Genomic DNA, 18,419 nt, shown 5'->3' with positions numbered 1-18,419 from the left:
CGTTGCCTGGCAATGCACATGGGCTTGAACCCACTCCGGTTAGGAACCGATGACGGCAGTATGTCTCATTTTATTGACGTCAACAAGACTTGACACATATTTTTCTCAGGGCTAGCCTCCGAATTGTGGGCTGCAATCCTTCGCCCCGTCTCCGGACGGGAGTGCAGCGGGCCCGGGGAGTGACGAAATGCAAGTGCGCCGCCAGCACGAAATCAAGACGGGGCTTTATACGGAGGCCCAGCGGCAACGGCGTGATTCCTCCCCCTGGACGATGGTTCAGGCCATCCTCGCCCCACTTCAATTCCTGGTGTTTCTGGTGAGCCTCTGCCTGGTGCTGCGCACGCTGGCGACGGGCGAAGGTGTGGCGATCGCCAATGCCTCCGTGATCCTGAAGACGCTGCTGCTCTATACGATCATGGTGACGGGCTCCCTCTGGGAGAAGGATGTTTTCGGCAAATATCTGTTCGCCCCCGCCTTCTTCTGGGAGGACGTGGTGAGCTTCGGCGTGATCGCGCTGCACACGGCCTATCTGATCTCTCTTCTGACGGGCGCTCTGAGCGAAACCAACCTGCTGCTTCTGGCACTGGCCGCCTACGCCGCTTACGTGACCAATGCCGCGCAGTTCCTGCTGAAGCTCCGCGCGGCACGGCTGCAATCCGCAAGCGCTGCGGAGGCCCTGTCATGAACCTGCCGATTCGCACCCCCGCCCCTGCCACGGCCTGCAATGACATTCCGGTGCTGCGCGAACGCGGCCAGCGCGAAGTGTTCTGCGGCTTGACCGGCATTGTGTGGCTGCACCGGAAAATCCAGGATGCGTTTTTCCTTGTCGTCGGCTCGCGCACCTGCGCGCATCTGATTCAATCTGCGGCGGGCGTGATGATTTTCGCCGAGCCGCGCTTCGCCACCGCCATCATCGATGAGCGCGATCTGGCAGGCCTTTCGGAAATCGACACCGAGCTTGACCGGGTGGTGAACCGCCTGCTGGAGCGGCGGCCCGACATCAGGATGCTTTTCCTGGTGGGTTCCTGCCCGTCAGAGGTGATCAAGCTTGATCTGAAGCGCGCTGCGCAGCGCTTGTCCGAACATCATTCCCCGCGGGTTCGTGTTCTCAATTATTCCGGCAGCGGAATCGAGACCACCTTCACCCAAGGGGAAGATGCCTGTTTAGCCGCGCTGGTTCCCATCTCCCCCCTGCCAGCTAACGGCGCTGTGCCCCCGCTCCTTGTGGCGGGGGCACTTTCTGATGTGGTCGAGGACCAGTTCCGCCGGGTCTTTGACGATATGGGCCTGACGAATGTGGCCTTCCTGCCGGCGCGCAACTCGACCCAGATGCCCCCTGTGGGGCCGGGCACGCGCTATCTTCTGGCCCAGCCCTTCCTGAATGACACGGCACGCGCCCTCGATGAGCGCGGTGCTGCCCATATTCCAGCCCCCTTCCCGCTGGGTGCCGAGGGAACGACCGCCTGGTTCAAGGCGGCGGCCGATGCCTTTGGCGTTGCCGACAGCAAGTTCCGCGCCGCCACCGATGCCGGGCATATTCGCGCCAGGCTGGCACTGGCCCCGCACCGCGAGAGCCTTGTGGGCAAGCGGATTTTCTTCTTCCCCGATTCGCAGCTGGAAATTCCGCTGGCACGCTTTGTGGCCAATGAGCTTGGGATGGATCCCATTGAAGTGGGCACCCCCTATTTGCAGCGCCAGCACCTGGCGCAGGAACTGGGCCAGCTTCCCGCCACCACGCTGGTGAGCGAGGGCCAGGACGTGGACAAGCAGCTGGACCGCTGCCGCGATGCAAAACCCGATCTCGTGGTCTGTGGCCTGGGCCTTGCCAATCCGCTGGAGGCCGAGGGCTTCACCACCAAATGGTCCATCGAACTCGTGTTCACGCCGATCCAGGGTTATGACCAGGTTGGCGACTTGGCCCGCCTGTTCTCGCGCCCGCTGGACCGGCGCACCAGGCTGGGGGTTTAAGCCATGCAGCTCACCCTCTGGACCTATGAAGGCCCGCCCCATGTGGGTGCCATGCGGATTGCCACCGCGATGAAGGGCCTCCATTACGTTCTGCATGCGCCGCAGGGCGACACCTACGCCGACCTGCTTTTCACCATGATCGAGCGGCGCAATGCCAGGCCGCCCGTGACTTACACAACATTCCAGGCGCGCGACTTGGGCGGGGACACAGCCGAACTGTTCAAGACCGCCTGCGCCAATGCCTATGCACGCTTTGAGCCGCAGGCGATGATCGTGGGCGCATCCTGCACGGCGGAGCTGATCCAGGATGATCCGGGCGGCCTTGCGAAGGCGCTGGCGCTTCCCATTCCGGTGATCGCGCTGGAGCTTCCGTCTTACCAGAAGAAGGAAAACTGGGGCGCGTCCGAGACCTTCTATCAGATCGTGCGGAACCTCTGCACGCCGCGTGAGCAGGCGGAGGTGAACCCGCGCTCCTGCAACATCCTTGGCCCCACGGCGCTTGGCTTCCGGCACCGCGACGACCTGACAGAGATCACCAACCTCCTGACCCGCATGGGGATCACCATCAATGTGGTGGCGCCGCTGGATGCGACACCTGATGATCTGCGGCGTATTCCGGACGCGGCCTTCAACGTGGTGCTCTACCCGGAAGTGGCGGAGACGGCGGCGCGGTGGCTGGAGCGGAACTGCAAGCAGCCGATGACCACCGTGGTGCCGATCGGCGTATCCGCCACGCGGGACTTCATCGCACAGGTGGCGAAGATCGCCGGCATCGATCCCGCCGTGGCCCTCGCCGCGGAGACCTCGCGACTGCCCTGGTATTCACGCTCGGTTGATTCAACCTATCTCACCGGCAAGCGCGTCTTCATCTTCGGCGATGCCACGCATGCGCTGGCCGCAGCCAGGATCGCCAAGGAGGAGCTGGGCTTCGACGTGGTAGGGCTCGGCACCTATTCCCGCGAATTCGCCAAGCCCATTCGCGAGGCGGCGGCGAAGCTCGGGATTGAGGCACTGATCACCGATGATTATCTCGATGTCGAAGCCAAGGTGGCGGAGCTGCAGCCGGAGCTGGTGCTGGGCACGCAGATGGAGCGCCACATCGCGAAGAAGCTGGGCGTGCCCTGTGCGGTGATTTCAGCTCCCGTGCATGTGCAGGATTTCCCCGCGCGCTATTCCCCGCAGATGGGCTTCGAGGGGGCCAATGTCATATTCGACAATTGGGTGCACCCGCTGATGATGGGGCTGGAGGAGCACCTGCTCCACATGTTCCGCAATGATTTCGAGTTCAATGACAAGGCGGCACCGTCGCATCTGGGCCATGGTGCGGCGAAGCCCGCCGAGACAGCGCCCGCTTCCGCTGCCGCCGCCGAACAGGGTGGCTGGGCGCCCGAGGCGGAAAAGGAATTGCTGAAGATCCCCTTCTTCGTGCGCGGGAAGGCGCGCCGCAACACCGAACGTTTCGCCGCCATGCGCGGCCTCACCCACATCACCATAGAGACGCTGTACGATGCAAAAGCCCATTACAGCCGCTAACCCCCGCATGCGCGTGGTGATCGTCACCCTCGACAACCACCTCGCAGGGGCGGTGGCCCGCGTGCGCAACAGCCTGCGCCGCGCCGTGCCCGGGCTTGAGCTTTCGGTTCATGCGGCCTGCAACTGGGGCGCCAATCCGGACCAGCTTCAGGACTGCATCTCGGACATCGAACAGGGCGACATCATCATCGCCACCATGCTGTTCATGGAAGACCACATCAAAGCCGTGATGCCGGCCCTTGAGGCCCGGCGCGAGAAGTGCGACGCGATGGTCTGCTTCATGTCGGCAGGCGAGGTCATCAAACTCACCCGCATGGGCCGCTTCGTGATGGGCGCCAGCCAAGGTCCGATCATCAGCCTGCTGAAGAAGCTGCGCGGCGCCAAGACCAATAACGCCACCGAGAAGGCAACGGCGGGCGAGAAGCAGCTGGCCATGCTGAAACGTCTGCCCAAGATCCTTCGCTTCATTCCGGGCTCCGCCCAGGATGTGCGGGCCTATTTCCTGGCCATGCAGTATTGGCTGGCGGGTTCGGAAGAAAACATCGGCCAGCTCGTCCGCTTCCTGATTGCCAAGTTTGCCGATGGCGAGCGGAAGCCGCTGCGCAATCTCGTCACCTTCGAAGACCCGAAATCCTACCCGGAAGTGGGTGTCTATCACCCGCGCATGGCCGGCAGGATGAGCGACAAGGGCAGCGAGCTGCCCTCGCCACCTTCATCCCCCAAGGGCACGGTGGGGCTTTTGCTGATGCGCTCCTATGTGCTCTCCAACGACACCGGGCATTATGATGGCGTGATCGCAGCTTTCGAGACACGCGGCCTCAAGGTGATCCCCGCCTTCGCAACGGGCCTTGACCAGCGCCCCGCGATCGAGCGCTTCTTCATGAAGGATGGGAAGCCGGTGATTGATGCGCTGGTCTCCTTAAGTGGCTTTTCCCTGGTGGGCGGGCCTGCGTACAATGATGCCAAGGGTGCGGAAGACGTGCTCGCAAAGCTCGATGTGCCTTACATTGCCGCGCAGCCCGTGGAATTCCAGTCGCTCGAGGAATGGGAAGGCTCCGAGCGCGGGCTTCACCCGATCGAGACGACGATGATGATCGCCATCCCCGAGCTCGATGGCGCGGCGGGTGGCGTGGTCTTCGGTGGCCGCAGTGACCAGGACATGGGCGAGCGCGCCATGCGCGTCCATGCCGAGCGCGCCGCGATGCTGGCCGCACGGGTTACCAAGCTGGTGACGCTGCGCAAGACGGCACTGCCTGAGCGCAAGGTGGCGATCGTCCTGTTCAACTTCCCGCCCAATGCCGGGGCGGTGGGCACCGCGGCCTTCCTCGGCGTGTTCGAATCCCTCTTCAACACGCTGAAAGCGATGAAGGCTGAAGGCTATACGGTTGACCTCCCCGCCTCCTTGGCCGACCTTCAGGCGCGCATCTTGCAGGGCAATGCCGAACGCTTCGGGGCCGATGCCAATGTTGTCCACCGGATTTCGGCGGATGATCATGTGCGGCGCGAGCCCTATCTGCGGGAGATCGAAGCGCAGTGGGGTCCCGCACCGGGGCGCCAGCAGGCGGACGGTTCGACAATCCATGTGCTGGGTGAGCGCTTCGGCAATGTGCTGGTCGGCATCCAGCCCGCTTTTGGTTACGAGGGTGACCCGATGCGGCTGCTGTTCGAACGCAGCTTCACGCCGACACACGCCTTCTCCGCCTTCTACCGCTATCTGCGCGAGGATTTCGCCGCGAATGCGGTGCTGCATTTCGGCACCCATGGCGCGCTTGAGTTCATGCCCGGCAAACAGTCCGGAATGTCAGCCGCGTGCTGGCCGGACCGGCTGATTTCGGATCTGCCGAACCTTTACCTCTATGCCGCGAACAACCCATCGGAAGGCACGATTGCCAAGCGCCGCGCCGGGGCAACGCTCATCAGCTATCTGACGCCGCCCCTGGCGCAAGCCGGCCTCTACCGCGGGCTCGTGGACCTTAAGGCCTCGATCGGGCGCTGGCGCGGGCTTTCACCCGATGCGGCCGAGGCGCATGACCTGGCACTGCTGATTCAGGCGCAGGCTGCGCAATTGGATTTGGCGCAGTCGCAGCCGGAATGGGACTTCCCCGAAGCCCAGATCCTCACACTGCAACAGCAGATACTAGAACTTGAATATACGCTGATCCCCCATGGCCTGCATGTGGTGGGAGAACCCATGACTGCCGAGGCCCGCCGCGAGACGCTGGCCAACATCGTCGAGGCCGGTACCGAAATTGACGTGGCCGCGATGGACAAGCTCCTTTCCGAGGACCACGAGATCACCGGCCTCCTCCGCGCACTCGATGCCCGCTTCATCCGGCCGGTGCCGGGGGGAGACCTGATCCGCTCTCCCAACATTCTGCCGACCGGCCGCAATCTGCATGGCTTTGACCCATTCCGCATCCCCTCCGCCTTCGCGGTGAAGGATGGCGCCCGCCAGGCGCAGCTTCTGCTCGACACGCATGTGGGCGCAGGCAAGCCCCTGCCCGAAACGGTGGCCCTGGTGCTGTGGGGCACGGACAATCTCAAGAGCGAAGGCGGGCCCATCGCCCAGGCCTTGGCGCTGCTGGGAGCCGCCCCGCGCTTCGACAGCTTCGGCAGGCTGTGCGGCGCGAGCCTCACGCCGCTTGCCGAACTCGGCCGCCCGCGCATTGACGTGATGCTGACACTCTCCGGCATCTTCCGCGATCTTCTGCCCCTGCAGACCCGCATGCTGGCAGAAGCCTGCTGGCTTGCGGCCTCGGCTGAGGAAGCCGAGGAGATGAACTTCATCCGCAAGCATGCGCTGGCCCATATGCGGGACACGGGCTGTGACCTCGAAACCGCGGCACTGCGCGTCTTCTCCAATGCCGATGGCGTCTATGGCTCCAACGTCAACATGCTGGTGGACAGCGGACGCTGGGAAGATGAGGATGAGCTGGGTGACGTCTTCGCCAAGCGCAAATGCTTCGCCCATGGCCGCCAGGGCCAGGTGGCCCAGCAATCCAAGCTGATGGCCGCCGTACTGGGCGGGGTTGACCTCGCCTACCAGAACCTTGAATCGGTTGAGCTCGGTGTCACCACCATCGACCATTACTTTGACTCCTTGGGCGGCATCGCCAACGCGGCGGAAAAGCAGCGCGGCACCGCGGTGCCGGTCTATATCGGAGACCAGACGCGCGGCACCGGCGTCGTCCGCACGCTGGCGGACCAGGTGGCGCTGGAATCGCGCACCCGCGTGCTGAACCCCAAATGGTACGAAGGCATGCTGAAGCATGGCCATGAAGGTGTGCGCCACATCGAATGCCACCTCACCAACACCGTGGGCTGGTCCGCCACCACGGGCCAGGTTGCACCCTGGGTCTATCAGCAGTTCAGCGAGACTTACGTTCTCGACGAAACCATGCGCGACCGGCTCGCGGCCTTGAACCCCAAGGCGGCGGTCAAGGTGGTGAACCGGTTGCTCGAAGCACAACGGCGCGACTTCTGGTCGCCCGACGCAGACACGCTCGCAGCCCTGCAGCGCGCGGGAGAAGAACTTGAAGACAGGCTTGAAGGCATTGGAGTGGAGGTTGCGGCATGACATTGGTGATTGACCGCAAACCGCGGGTGAACCCGCGTGAAGACGGCGAAGGCAGCGTGCAGGTGCACCTGGACCCCAACGCCCGGATCGGCACCGCCAAGGTGTTCTCCGTCTATGGCAAGGGGGGGATCGGCAAGAGCACGACCTCCTCGAACCTCTCCGTCGCCTTCTCGAAGCTTGGAAAGCGCGTGCTGCAGATCGGCTGCGACCCGAAGCATGACTCGACCTTCACACTCACCAAGAGCCTGATCCCCACGGTGATCGACATTCTGGAACAGGTTGATTTCCATTCTGAAGAGCTGCGCCCCGAGGACTTCGTGTTCCAGGGCTACAATGGCGTGATGTGCGTGGAGGCCGGTGGCCCGCCCGCGGGCACGGGCTGCGGCGGCTATGTGGTGGGCCAGACGGTGAAGCTTCTGAAGGAGCACCATCTGCTGGAGGAAACCGACGTCGTGATCTTCGACGTGCTGGGAGACGTGGTCTGCGGCGGCTTCGCCTCGCCCTTGCAGCATGCGGACCGCGCGCTGATCGTGACCGCCAATGACTTCGACTCGATCTTCGCGATGAACCGCATCGTGGCGGCAATCAACGCCAAGGCCAAGAATTACGGTGTGCGGGTGGGCGGCGTCATCGCCAACCGCTCCAAGGATACCGATCAGATCGACCGCTTCACCGAAGCCACGGGCCTCAAACGCATTGCGCATCTCCCCGATGTGGACGCAATCCGCATGAGCCGGCTCAAAAAATCCACGCTGTTCGAAATGGCCTCAACCCCCGAGGTCGATTACGTCCAGAAGGAATATATGCGGCTGGCGGCGGAACTCTGGCTGGGCGGCGAGCCCTGCGAGGCGCGCTCCATGAAGGACCGCGACATATTCGATTTCCTGGGGTTCGACTGATGAGCGAGAGCTACCTCGAAAGGCGCGGCGAGATCGAAACCTATTTCGACAGGACGGCCGCGCACACCTGGTCGAGGCTCACCTCTGACGCACCGGTGAGCGGCATTCGCGCCACCGTGCGTGCGGGCCGCGACCGCATGCGCGCGACGCTCCTTTCCTTCCTGCCCAATGATCTGCGCGGTTGCCGGTTGCTCGATGCCGGCTGCGGCACCGGCGCTCTCGCCGTTGAGGCCGCAAAGCGCGGGGCGGATGTCACGGCCGTCGATATCTCCCCCACGCTGATCGGCATTGCCAGGGAGCGCCTGCCGGAGACGCTGGGCCATGGGCGCATCACCTTTCTTGCGGGCGACATGGTAGACAAAAAGCTTGGCCGCTTTGACCACATTGTGGCCATGGACTCCCTCATTCACTACAGCCTCTCCGACATGCTGGGCATGTTGGCCAAGCTGACGGCGATGAGCAGCAGCGGCGTTCACTTCACCTATGCACCGCGCACCCCCGCCCTTGCTGCCATGCATTTCGTGGGCAAGGCCTTCCCGCGGAGCGACCGTTCACCCCGCATCGTGCCGCATGCCACGACGTCCCTCTACAAGGGCATCTCCCGCGCCGAACAGCTTGCCGACTGGCGCTGCGGCCGCAATGCCCGCGTTTCCAGCGGCTTTTACATTTCCCATGCGCAGGAGCTGAAGCGCACATGATCGGGATCAACCGCAAAATCGTTTCGGCGATGCAGAAGATCGGCCCCCGCTTCCTGCCCTTTGCAGATGCGGCGACCAAGGATCTGCCGCTCGGACGTTTGCTGCGGCTCTCGCTGTTCCAGGTGTCCGTCGGCATGGCCATGGTGCTGCTGACCGGCACGCTGAACCGAGTGATGATCGTTGAGCTTGGCGTTCCCGCCTGGATCGTGGGCCTCATGGTCTCGATCCCCGTGCTGATCGCACCCTTCAGGGCGCTGATCGGCTTCAAGTCCGACACGCACCGCTCGGTGCTGGGCTGGCGCCGTGTGCCCTATATCTGGTTCGGCACCATGATGCAGTTCGGCGGCTTTGCCATTCTTCCCTTCGCCCTGCTGGTGCTGACGGGCAATGGCATTGGCTCCGCCCATTGGGGCGAGGCTGGCGCTGCTCTCGCCTTCCTCTTGATCGGGGCTGGCATCAACACCACGCAAACGGCCGGGCTGGCGCTCGCCAATGATATTGCCTCGCCCGAGTCTCGTCCGCGCGTGGTGGCGCTGCTCTATGTGATGCTGCTCGCCGGCATGGTGGTGAGTGCGCTCGTCTTCGGCAGCCTGCTGCATGACTTTACCGCAAAGCAGCTGATCCAGATCATCCAGGGTGTGGCTGTCATCACCGTCATCCTGAACGGGATTGCGATGTGGAAGCAGGAGGTGCGGCGCCCCGCGCTTACGGCAGCAGATGCACCGCGCATGAGTTTTGGTGAAGCGTGGCAGCAGTTCAGCGCCGCGGGACGTGCGAAACGCCTGCTCCTTGGTGTTGGCCTCGGCTCTGCTGCCTTCAGCATGCAGGATATTCTGCTTGAGCCGTTCGGTGGACAGGTCTTCGGCCTCAATGTGGGGCAGACGACCTGGCTCACCGCGACAATGGCGCTCGGCACGCTGGCAGGCTTTGCGATTTCTGCACGGCGCCTCGGGCGGGGTGGTGACCCCTACCGCATCGCCTCACTCGGAATTCTCGCCGGGATCGCGGCCCTTGCAGCCGTGATTTTCGCTCCCGTTTTCAATACCGTGTCGGTGTTCCAGACCGGGGTGTTCTTCATTGGGCTGGGCGGCGGATTGTTTTCCGTCGGCATGCTGACGGCGGCGATGGACCTCGCCTCCAGCGGGGCCGGCACCATGAGCGGCTTTGCGCTCGGCGCCTGGGGCGGCGTTCAGGCAACCGCTGCCGGGATCGGCGTGGGACTCAGCGGTGTGCTGCGCGATGCCGTGTCCGGCCTGGCGTCTGAAGGCGCCTTGGGTGTGGCCTCCTCAGGGCCTGCCACTGGATACATCACCGTTTACCAGATCGAGATCGTGCTTCTGTTTGCAACGCTTGCCGTCATCGGGCCGCTGGTGCGCGGCGGCAGGCGCGCTTCGAGACCGTCAGGCTTCGGCCTGGCGCAATATCCAGGCTGACCGAAGGAGAAAGCCCATGTCTGCAGCCTTGACCCAGTATATCGATGTCGCCCAGGTCGTGCTTTATGCGTTCTGGATTTTCCTTGCGGCCCTCATCTTCTATGTGCGGCGCGAGGACAAGCGCGAAGGCTATCCGCTGGAGTCCGAACGCTCCGGCCATATCACGCACCAGGGCTTCCCCGGCGTGCCATCACCCAAGACCTTCCTGCTGGCGGATGGATCAACCGTTCAGGCGCCGCGCGCCAACCCCAAGGATGACCGCACCATCAAGGCAACGCCGATCGGCCCTTGGCCGGGTGCACCGCTGGAGCCCGATGGCGACCCGATGCTCGATGGCGTGGGCCCCGCCGCCTATGCCGAGCGCCAGGACATTCCCGACGGCGCCTTCGGCGGCGGACCGAAGCTCGTGCCGCTGCGCATTGCCGATGGCTGGCACATCGAGGCGCGTGACCCGGACCCGCGCGGCATGCCGGTGATCGGCTGTGACGGCAAGCAGGGCGGCACGGTCAAGGATGTGTGGATCGACCGTGGCGAATACATCATGCGCTATCTCGAAGTCGAAACGCGCGACAAGCAGGGCAACACCCGCAATGTGCTGCTGCCCACGACTCTGGCCCGCATCTGGGGCTCGAAGAAGCGGGTTGAGGTCAAGTCCATTACCTCCAAGCAGTTCATCAAGGTGCCGGGCCTGCGCAACCCGGACGTGGTGACCAGGCTCGAGGAAGACAAGATCTGCGCCTTCTATTCCAGCGGGCATCTCTATGCGACGCCCGAGCGCGCGGAGCCCCTGGTATGAGCAGCGATCACGACGATTTTGCCTTCGAACCGGTGCGCGGGCTGCCGCAGCTTCTGCCGAAGGGCGAGCGCATGCTGTGGCAGGGTGCCCCCCGCTGGCAGGACCTGGCCGTGCATGCCTTCCATGCCCGCAAGGTGATCTGGTATTTCATCGGGCTTTCCGGTCTCGCCTGCGCCATGCGCCTGGCCGAGGGGCAAACCGCCGTGGATGCGACCAGGCCCTTCCTGTGGCTCATTCCCATGGGTCTCATTGCGGCGGCGCTGTTGACGCTGCTCGCATATGGCAGTGCGCGCACCACGGTCTATACCGTGACATCGAAGCGGTTGGTGATGCGGATCGGCATGGCGCTGCCGGTGACGATCAACCTGCCTTTCTCCCAGATCGACGGCGCATCGCTGCGGTTGTTCAGCAACGGCTCTGGCGACATTCCGCTGAAAGTGAAGGCAAGCGAGCGCGTGGCCTTCCTCATGCTGTGGCCCCATGCGCGGCCCTTCCACATCACCCATCCGCAGCCCTGCCTGCGCTGCATTCCCAACGCCGATGACGTGGCGAGCCTTGTGGCCGCCGCGCTGACTGGCACGGTGCCTGCCGTTGCTGCGCGGGAAACACGCGACGCGCCTTCCCACGCGGTGGCAGCATGAGCACCCCCATGGACCCGATGCCCGTCAGAAGCGATTCGCCGAAACTCCCGGTGATGTGGGCTGCGGCCCTGGTTCTGACCTCACTGATCGCCGTCGCGGGCGCCCGGATTGCCGGCGTCTCACCCGTCCAGCAGATCGGCAACCCCACCATCGTGGAGAGCCGTTCGCTGCGCTTTGATACCAATGCGGCAGGCCAGGTGAGCGTTGTGGATACGGCGACGGGCAAGGTGATTTCGGACGCCGGCAAGGAAGGCTTCATTCCCGGCGTGCTGCGCGGCCTCCACCGCCTGCGCATGACGAACCAGGCCGATGTCGCTCTGGCCTACCGGCTGGAGCGGATGAGCAACGGGCAATTGCTGCTGATTGATACGGCCTCAGGCGTGACGCTGGACCTGGCCGCCTATGGACGCGATAATGCGGCGGTCTTCGCTGCCTTCCTTTCACCCACAGGAGACAAGAGCTGATGCTGAATCCCTTCGCTCCCGCCATACGTGAAGACGTGATGTGCACGGTGCGCGTGGTGAACACGTTCGAAAACCTTGCCGCACATGTGGACCTTGATGACGGTGTCATCGTGGAACCCGGCGATGAGGTTCTTGTGCATGGCAAGCCTATCATCGTGCCCTATGGCGAATCTGCCATGGAGCGCCGCAAGGCCACCATCACCAGGGCCACATGGCTCGAGCGCAAATGGGTGAAGCTCACGGGCGATCTCGAATTCATGGAACTCTTGGAGTTCAGCTTCTCGGGAGAAGAGCTATGACCATCGAAACACTGGGTATCCGCTCTGCCGACACGCTGGCCAAGGCACAGGAATCAACCGTGCTCAGCCCGCGCTTCTATACGACCGACTTCAAGGCGCTGGACAAGCTGGACGTAACTCCCGTCCGCAAGGAATGGGATGCGCTGATTGCCGAGCTGCAGTCAGACCCCAACCGGGGCCACTTCAAGCGCAATGAAGAATGGGACCACATGGAGTTGTCCGACCTGCCGGAAGGCCTGCGGCGGGAATTCGTGGATTTCCTGGTGAGCTCGCTCACCGCCGAATTCTCCGGCTGCGTGCTCTATTCCGAGATGCGGAAGCGCGGCAGCAACCCGGACATTTGCGAATTGTTCCGGCTGATGGCCCGCGACGAAGGCCGCCATGCCGGCTTCATCAACGACACGCTGAAGGACTTCAACATCGGGGTTGATCTTGGCTTTCTGACCAAGACCAAGAAATACACCTTCTTCAAGCCCAAGTTCATCTTCTACGCGACATATCTCTCCGAGAAGATCGGCTATGCGCGCTACATCACCATCTTCCGGCATCTGCAGGCGCACCCGGAGCGGCGCATTCACCCGATCTTCAAATGGTTCGAGAAGTGGTGCAACGATGAGTTCCGCCATGGCGAGGCCTTCGCCCTTCTCATGCGCGCGCATCCGGAGCTTCTCTCCGGCCGCAACAAGCTGTGGGTGAAATTCTTCCTGCTCGCCGTCTTCGCCACCATGTATGTGCGCGACCATCAGCGCCCCTACTTCCATGAAGCCCTCGGGATCGATCCGTCGGACTATGGTTACAAGGTGTTCAAGATCACGTCGGAAATCTCGCGCCAGGTGTTCCCGCTTGAGCTCGACATCGACAACCCGGCCTTCTTCGCCGGCCTCGAAAGATTGCGCAAGATCAATGACCGCAACGGCGTTTGGCAGAAAAAGGGCGGGATGACCGCAAAGCTCGGCAAGATGTGGACGACGGCAGCGGCAGGCGCCACCTTCCTCCGCCTCTATCTGATCCCCGCCAAGAACAACGCGCTGCCCGCCGATATCCGGCTGGCACCGACGTGGTGATGGGGCACGGATGAGCTACGCGCTTCCCATCGGCTTCGCGCTGTTCCTCTGGTGGTTCGCCACCGGGCTGATCTTCTGGCTGGACCAATTGCCGGTCCGGACCTTCAAGTGGAGCGTCGGTGCGGCAAGTCTGGTGCTGGCGGCGGCACTTTTCGCAATCGGGGCCCTGAGCGGGGATACGTCGCTCACGGGCGTCTATGCCTCCTTCACGGCGGGCGTTCTGGCCTGGGGCTGGCAGGAATTGAGCCTCTATACCGGCTTCGTGACCGGCCCTCGCAAGCAATCCTGCGAAGCGGGCTGCAGCGGCTGGCGGCATTTCGGCCACGCAATCGGCGTCAACCTCTGGCATGAGATTGCCATCATCGTGGTCGCTGTGTCGATTGCGGCGCTGAGCTGGGGGGCCGCCAACCAGTGGGGCCTCTACGCCTATCTTCTGCTCTGGGCCATGCATCTGAGCGCCAGGCTCAATGTGTTCCTGGGAGTCCGCAACGTCAGCGAGGATTTCGTGCCGGCGCATATGGCGGTGCTGAAAAGCTTCCTCACGCGGAAGCCCATGAACCTGCTGTTCCCGGTTTCAGTCACGGCTGCAACCATAGGCTCCGTGCTGCTGTTCCAGGAGGCGATCTCGGCGCCAGGCGAGGAAGACCGTGCGGGCTGGTCGCTTCTGGCCGCGCTCGCATCCCTTGCCGTTTTCGAACACTGGATGCTGATGCTGCCACTGCCCGTTGAAAAGCTGTGGCAGTGGAGCTTGCCGCAGCGGCGGGACGCGGCGAAATCGCGCAACTCCAAACCGGTTCATTTTGACTATACACCCCTCAAAACCAAGTTGTCGCCATGAGGCATGGCGCGCCCTCCAGAGAGGATCAGATGGATTACGAGAGCTTTTTCAAGTCGGAACTCGATGTTTTGCGGACCGAAGGCCGCTACCGGGTATTCGCCGATCTCGAGCGCAAGGCGGGGGCCTTCCCCCGCGCCACGCACCATGGTGCGGGCAAGCGCGACATCACCGTCTGGTGTTCCAACGATTACCTCGGCATGGGGCAGAACCCCAAGGTGATCGCCGCCATGCATGAGGCACTGGACCGCTGCGGCGCAGGGGCCGGCGGCACGCGCAACATTTCCGGCACCAACCACTATCATGTGGAACTGGAAAGAGAGCTCGCGGATCTCCACGGCAAGGAGTCAGCCCTGCTCTTCACCTCTGGCTATGTGTCGAACTGGGCGGCTCTCGGAACCCTCGCCAGCTGCATCCCGAACTGCATCGTCTTCTCGGATGCGGGAAACCACGCCTCGATGATCGAGGGCATCCGCCACAGCCGGGCCGAGCGCCATGTGTTCCGCCACAATGACGTGGCGGACTTGGAGCGCCTGCTCAAGGCCGCAGACCCCGCGCGCCCGAAGCTGATCGCATTCGAATCGGTTTATTCGATGGATGGCGACATTGGCCCCATCAAGGAGATATGTGACCTCGCCGATAGATATGGTGCCATGACCTATCTGGACGAAGTGCATGCCGTTGGCATGTATGGCCCGCGCGGCGGCGGCATTGCCGAGCGCGAAGGGCTGATGGACCGGATCACCGTAATCGAGGGAACGCTCGGCAAGGCCTTCGGCGTGGTGGGCGGCTACATCACCGGCACGGCGGCACTGTGTGATTTCGTGCGGAGCTTCGCTTCGGGCTTCATCTTCACCACAGCGCTTCCGCCCGCGGTTGCGGCAGGTGCTGCCGCTTCCATCCGCCATCTCAAATCATCCGAAATGGAGCGCATGCGCCACAAGGAGCGGGTGGCGAAGCTGCGCCGCAAGCTTGACCAGGCGGGCGTCCCTTACAAGGCGAACCAGAGCCACATCGTTCCCGTGATGGTGGGCGATGCCAAGAAGTGCAAGTGGATCAGCGATATTCTGCTGGAGCAGCACGGGATCTACATTCAGCCCATCAATTACCCCACGGTGCCGCGCGGCACCGAGCGGCTGCGCATCACGCCCACACCGCTGCACAGCGATGCGGATATCGACCATCTCGTTCAGGCCTTGTCCGAACTCTGGTCGCAATGCGCGTTGGCCCGCGCCGTTGCCTGATGTGATCTCCTGCCCGCCCCGTGCGTAGGAAGATATCATGCACGGGAGGTCGAAGGTGACGCAGTGGATCATTCTCTGGATTGCCGCGGCAGTTCTGTTCCTCGTGATCGACATGATCTGGCTTCTGTGGCTGGGCCGCAGTTTCTACGTCAGTGAGATTGGCGATCTTTTGCGCCAGCCGCCCAATTTCGGCGCGGCGGGCGCATTCTACGCGCTCTATGTGACGGGGCTGATGATCATGGTGATCTGGCCCGCCGTGCATGCACAGTCCGTCACGCAAGGGCTGCTCTATGGCGCTCTGCTCGGGCTCATCGCCTATGGCACCTATGACCTGACTAACCTCTCGGTGATGAAGGGCTTCACGACGAAGATCGCCCTGATCGACCTCGCCTGGGGCACGGTGCTGACAGGCTCAGTCGCCGCGCTGACCGTGTTGGTGGGTACCAGGCTGCTGGGACGATAGCCGGAGGCGTTTGGCGGCGTTAAGACTGAGAGCCAGTTCCCTCTCAGCGCGCCTGTTGAAAGCCCCCCTCACTCCCACATGCGCGGGGGCGAGGCAGAAGAGAATTGCCATTCCCTGCACGCAGAGGGGGCGGGCGTGACATGTGATGACGTTTGTGCAACATCGGGGGATGACCATGTCCCCCTTGAAGATCGACGGCGCCGAGCTGCGCCTGGTGCGGCTGCCGCTGCTGACGCCTTTCACCATTGCCACCGGCACCATGCACGAGAAGCTGTTTCCGCTGCTGACGCTGAAATCGGGCGGGCTCGAAGGCATTGCCGAAGGGGTGATGGACCCCCTGCCCGACTATCTGGATGAAACCATTGCGGGCGCGATGGCGCTTCTGGGGGATGTGCTGCTTCCGCAGCTGCTGGGCAAGTCCTTCGAAAATCCTGCGGCGGTCGAGCGGCTGTTGGTGCCCTGGCGCGGGCACTACATGACCAAGGCGATGATCGAGATGGCCTTCTGGGACCTGTGGGCCAAAGCCCTGGACCTGCCGCTGAAGACGGTGCTGGGCGGCGAGCGCGATGCGATCGATGTGGGCGTTTCCTTAGGGATCGGGCCCATCGACGACACGCTCGCGCGGGCGCGGAAACATCTGGACCTTGGCTACAAGCGCATCAAACTCAAGATCATGCCGGGGCATGATGTGAAGCTGGTGGAAGCAGTGCGCAATGCGCTGCCGGACGCGCATCTGACGGTTGATGCCAACAGCGCCTATACGCTGGCCGACATGGAGGTGATGATGGCGCTCGATGGGTTCGGCCTCGATTATATCGAGCAGCCGCTGGCCTGGGACGATATTCATGACCATGCCGTGCTGCAGTCCCGCATGAAGACGGCGATCTGCCTCGATGAATGCATCCGAACGGCACAGGATGCACGCAAAGCCCTGGCGGGCGGTGCCACCCGCGTGATCAACATCAAGGTCGGGCGCGTGGGAGGTTTTCTCGAATCGCGCCGCATTCATGATCTCTGCGCCGCCTGGACCTTCCCCGTCTGGTGCGGCGGCATGCTGGAATCAGGTATCGGGCGTGCCCACAACATTCACCTCTCCACGCTGGCCAATTTCTCAAAGCCCGGAGACACCTCAAGCTCAAGCCGCTATTTCGCGAAGGACATCGTGAACGAGGCGCTGGAGGCGAAGGATGGGCGGATGCCCGTTCCCCAGGGCCCCGGCATCGGCGTGACCCTCAACCGTGACTTCCTCGAAACCGTGACGGTCAATCAGGAGAGCTTCCCCTGATGCGCGGCGTGGTGATCCGCGATCTCAGCGGCATGGACGACTTCTTCAAGGCAGAACAATTGCAGCGGGACGTGTGGGGGGCTGATGACACGGAGGACCCGGCCGACCTGATGATGGTGATCCAGCATGAAGGAGGCCTCGCCGCCGGCGCATTCGAGGGCGAGCGGCTGCTGGGATATGTCTTCGCCTTCCCCACGCGCGAGCCCCATGTGCAGCACTCGCACCGGCTGGCCGTTCACCCGGAAGCCCGCGGGCGGAGCCTGGCGCTGGCACTCAAACGCTATCAGCGGGAGTGGTGCCTGGCGCGCGGCATCAGCCTCGTGCGCTGGACGTTTGATCCGCTGCGCCATACCAATGCGCACCTCAACATTGCGCGGCTGGGGGCAGAGGTTTCAACCTATCACCGGGACTATTATGGGGTGATGAAGGGCATCAATGCCGGCCTCCCCTCGGACCGGCTGCTGGCGGACTGGCACCTTCACGGGACAAGAGCACAAATTTGCGCTGGCTGGGAGCCGGGGCAGCCGAAGCCGCCACTGCCCGATGACGCCATCCGCGTGGAGATCCCGCCCGATCTTGACCGTCTGCTGCTGGAAGACGAGAAAGCAGCCCTTGCCTGGCGCTTCAGGGTTCGGGACGCGCTGACCCGGCATTTCGCCGAGGGACATGCAATCCGCTTCTTTGACGCGGACACGCGCGCCTATTTGCTGACGCCCGCCGCATAGCCCGGATAGCCCGGTTCAAGGATGGTAATATAATCCTCGCCCCGCGGAAGGTTGAACGTGTCAATCAGCAGCGCATCCACCGTTCCCAGATTGGCGGCGGACATGGGCACACCGGGCGGCATGTAATAGCAGGTGCCGGCGGGCCATTTCATCGGTTCGCGGCCCTCCACGAAATCCGTGATTTCGCCCGACAGCACGCAGGTGTGGCCGCCATGCTTGTGCACATGAATGCCCACGCGAGTTCCCGCCTTGCGGGTGCCCATGGTGATGAAGAGGCGCTTATCTTCCGCATCCACCGTGTCCAGCATGGTCGCAGTGTTTTGCAAGGGCAGCAGCGCGCCTGGCGGCACTGCGCCGTTGATGGTGGTGACGGGCGCCATCACAGCTGTTTGAGAAATGTCTGCAGCCTGAGCCCCTGGCGCTGAGAGCAGGATGAGGACGAGGAAAGCAGTCAGCGTTTTCAAGGTGCTCATCCGGCGCGTGGAGTCTGGTGAG

Annotated in this window: 18 protein-coding genes; 17 read left to right on the top strand and 1 reads right to left on the bottom strand. The window is 63.2% G+C overall.

The features are described from left to right. Nucleotides 1-187: 187 nt before the first annotated feature. The 17 genes from bchF to ACO06F_RS20600 all read left to right on the top strand — a co-directional run bounded on the left by bchF (nucleotide 188) and on the right by ACO06F_RS20600 (nucleotide 17,924). Nucleotides 188-685: a 2-vinyl bacteriochlorophyllide hydratase gene (gene bchF, locus ACO06F_RS20680; protein WP_421694587.1), complete on the top strand. Its 498-nt coding sequence runs from the start codon at nucleotides 188-190 to the stop codon at nucleotides 683-685. Continuing rightward, nucleotides 682-1,968, top strand: coding sequence for a ferredoxin:protochlorophyllide reductase (ATP-dependent) subunit N (locus ACO06F_RS20675; RefSeq protein WP_421694586.1), 1,287 nt, complete (start codon nucleotides 682-684; stop codon nucleotides 1,966-1,968). The genes bchF and ACO06F_RS20675 overlap by 4 nt, the downstream gene beginning before the upstream one ends. A 3-nt stretch (nucleotides 1,969-1,971) precedes the next feature. Then, nucleotides 1,972-3,501, top strand: coding sequence for a ferredoxin:protochlorophyllide reductase (ATP-dependent) subunit B (gene bchB / locus ACO06F_RS20670; RefSeq protein ID WP_421694585.1), 1,530 nt, complete (start codon nucleotides 1,972-1,974; stop codon nucleotides 3,499-3,501). Next, entirely contained in the window at nucleotides 3,476-7,078 is a 3,603-nt protein-coding gene (locus ACO06F_RS20665) for a magnesium chelatase subunit H (RefSeq protein WP_421694584.1), read from the top strand. The genes bchB and ACO06F_RS20665 overlap by 26 nt, the downstream gene beginning before the upstream one ends. Further along, nucleotides 7,075-7,977, top strand: a complete 903-nt coding sequence (gene bchL, locus ACO06F_RS20660) for a ferredoxin:protochlorophyllide reductase (ATP-dependent) iron-sulfur ATP-binding protein (protein WP_421694583.1) — start codon at nucleotides 7,075-7,077, stop codon at nucleotides 7,975-7,977. Before ACO06F_RS20665 ends, bchL begins: the two co-directional genes overlap by 4 nt. Further along, the gene (gene bchM, locus ACO06F_RS20655) at nucleotides 7,974-8,675 is read left to right on the top strand and encodes a magnesium protoporphyrin IX methyltransferase (protein WP_421696738.1); all 702 of its coding nucleotides are present in this window, start codon (nucleotides 7,974-7,976) and stop codon (nucleotides 8,673-8,675) included. Before bchL ends, bchM begins: the two co-directional genes overlap by 4 nt. Continuing rightward, on the top strand, nucleotides 8,672-10,108 hold the full coding sequence (locus ACO06F_RS20650) for a BCD family MFS transporter (protein ID WP_421694582.1): 1,437 nt from the start codon (nucleotides 8,672-8,674) through the stop codon (nucleotides 10,106-10,108). The genes bchM and ACO06F_RS20650 overlap by 4 nt, the downstream gene beginning before the upstream one ends. A 16-nt stretch (nucleotides 10,109-10,124) precedes the next feature. After that, on the top strand, nucleotides 10,125-10,904 hold the full coding sequence (puhA, locus tag ACO06F_RS20645) for a photosynthetic reaction center subunit H (protein WP_421694581.1): 780 nt from the start codon (nucleotides 10,125-10,127) through the stop codon (nucleotides 10,902-10,904). Beyond that, nucleotides 10,901-11,545 carry a photosynthetic complex putative assembly protein PuhB gene (gene puhB, locus ACO06F_RS20640; RefSeq protein WP_421694580.1) on the top strand — a complete coding sequence of 215 codons (645 nt, stop codon included), beginning with the start codon at nucleotides 10,901-10,903 and terminating at the stop codon, nucleotides 11,543-11,545. The genes puhA and puhB overlap by 4 nt, the downstream gene beginning before the upstream one ends. Nucleotides 11,546-11,553: 8 nt before the next feature. Further along, nucleotides 11,554-12,009, top strand: coding sequence for a photosynthetic complex assembly protein PuhC (gene puhC, locus ACO06F_RS20635; protein ID WP_421694579.1), 456 nt, complete (start codon nucleotides 11,554-11,556; stop codon nucleotides 12,007-12,009). Beyond that, entirely contained in the window at nucleotides 12,009-12,308 is a 300-nt protein-coding gene (locus ACO06F_RS20630; RefSeq protein WP_421694578.1) for a hypothetical protein, read from the top strand. The genes puhC and ACO06F_RS20630 overlap by 1 nt, the downstream gene beginning before the upstream one ends. Beyond that, nucleotides 12,305-13,372: a magnesium-protoporphyrin IX monomethyl ester (oxidative) cyclase gene (acsF, locus tag ACO06F_RS20625; protein ID WP_421694577.1), complete on the top strand. Its 1,068-nt coding sequence runs from the start codon at nucleotides 12,305-12,307 to the stop codon at nucleotides 13,370-13,372. The genes ACO06F_RS20630 and acsF overlap by 4 nt, the downstream gene beginning before the upstream one ends. Nucleotides 13,373-13,382: 10 nt before the next feature. Then, on the top strand, nucleotides 13,383-14,210 hold the full coding sequence (gene puhE, locus ACO06F_RS20620; protein WP_421694576.1) for a putative photosynthetic complex assembly protein PuhE: 828 nt from the start codon (nucleotides 13,383-13,385) through the stop codon (nucleotides 14,208-14,210). A 29-nt stretch (nucleotides 14,211-14,239) separates the two neighbouring features. Further along, nucleotides 14,240-15,451 (top strand): 5-aminolevulinate synthase, encoded by a 1,212-nt coding sequence (gene hemA / locus ACO06F_RS20615; protein WP_421694575.1) that lies wholly within the window; start codon nucleotides 14,240-14,242, stop codon nucleotides 15,449-15,451. 37 nt (nucleotides 15,452-15,488) lie between these two features. After that, complete coding sequence (locus ACO06F_RS20610) at nucleotides 15,489-15,914, top strand: DUF2177 family protein (protein WP_421694574.1); 426 nt, start codon at nucleotides 15,489-15,491, stop codon at nucleotides 15,912-15,914. A 175-nt stretch (nucleotides 15,915-16,089) separates the two neighbouring features. Continuing rightward, nucleotides 16,090-17,199 carry an o-succinylbenzoate synthase gene (menC, locus tag ACO06F_RS20605; RefSeq protein WP_421694573.1) on the top strand — a complete coding sequence of 370 codons (1,110 nt, stop codon included), beginning with the start codon at nucleotides 16,090-16,092 and terminating at the stop codon, nucleotides 17,197-17,199. Further along, the gene (locus ACO06F_RS20600; protein WP_421694572.1) at nucleotides 17,199-17,924 is read left to right on the top strand and encodes a GNAT family N-acetyltransferase; all 726 of its coding nucleotides are present in this window, start codon (nucleotides 17,199-17,201) and stop codon (nucleotides 17,922-17,924) included. Before menC ends, ACO06F_RS20600 begins: the two co-directional genes overlap by 1 nt. On the opposite strand, the gene ACO06F_RS20595 is transcribed toward ACO06F_RS20600, so the two are convergent. Next, nucleotides 17,900-18,388 carry a cupin domain-containing protein gene (locus ACO06F_RS20595; protein WP_421694571.1) on the bottom strand — a complete coding sequence of 163 codons (489 nt, stop codon included), beginning with the start codon at nucleotides 18,386-18,388 and terminating at the stop codon, nucleotides 17,900-17,902. The two genes, ACO06F_RS20600 and ACO06F_RS20595, sit on opposite strands and share 25 nt — an antisense overlap. Between the last annotated feature and the right edge of the window lie 31 nt (nucleotides 18,389-18,419).

It is taken from the genome of Aestuariivirga sp., from assembly GCF_965227715.1.
GTDB lineage: Bacteria > Pseudomonadota > Alphaproteobacteria > Rhizobiales > Aestuariivirgaceae > Aestuariivirga.
Note: the sequence above shows the minus strand (reverse complement) of the source record. Positions and strands in the feature narration are given on the sequence as shown.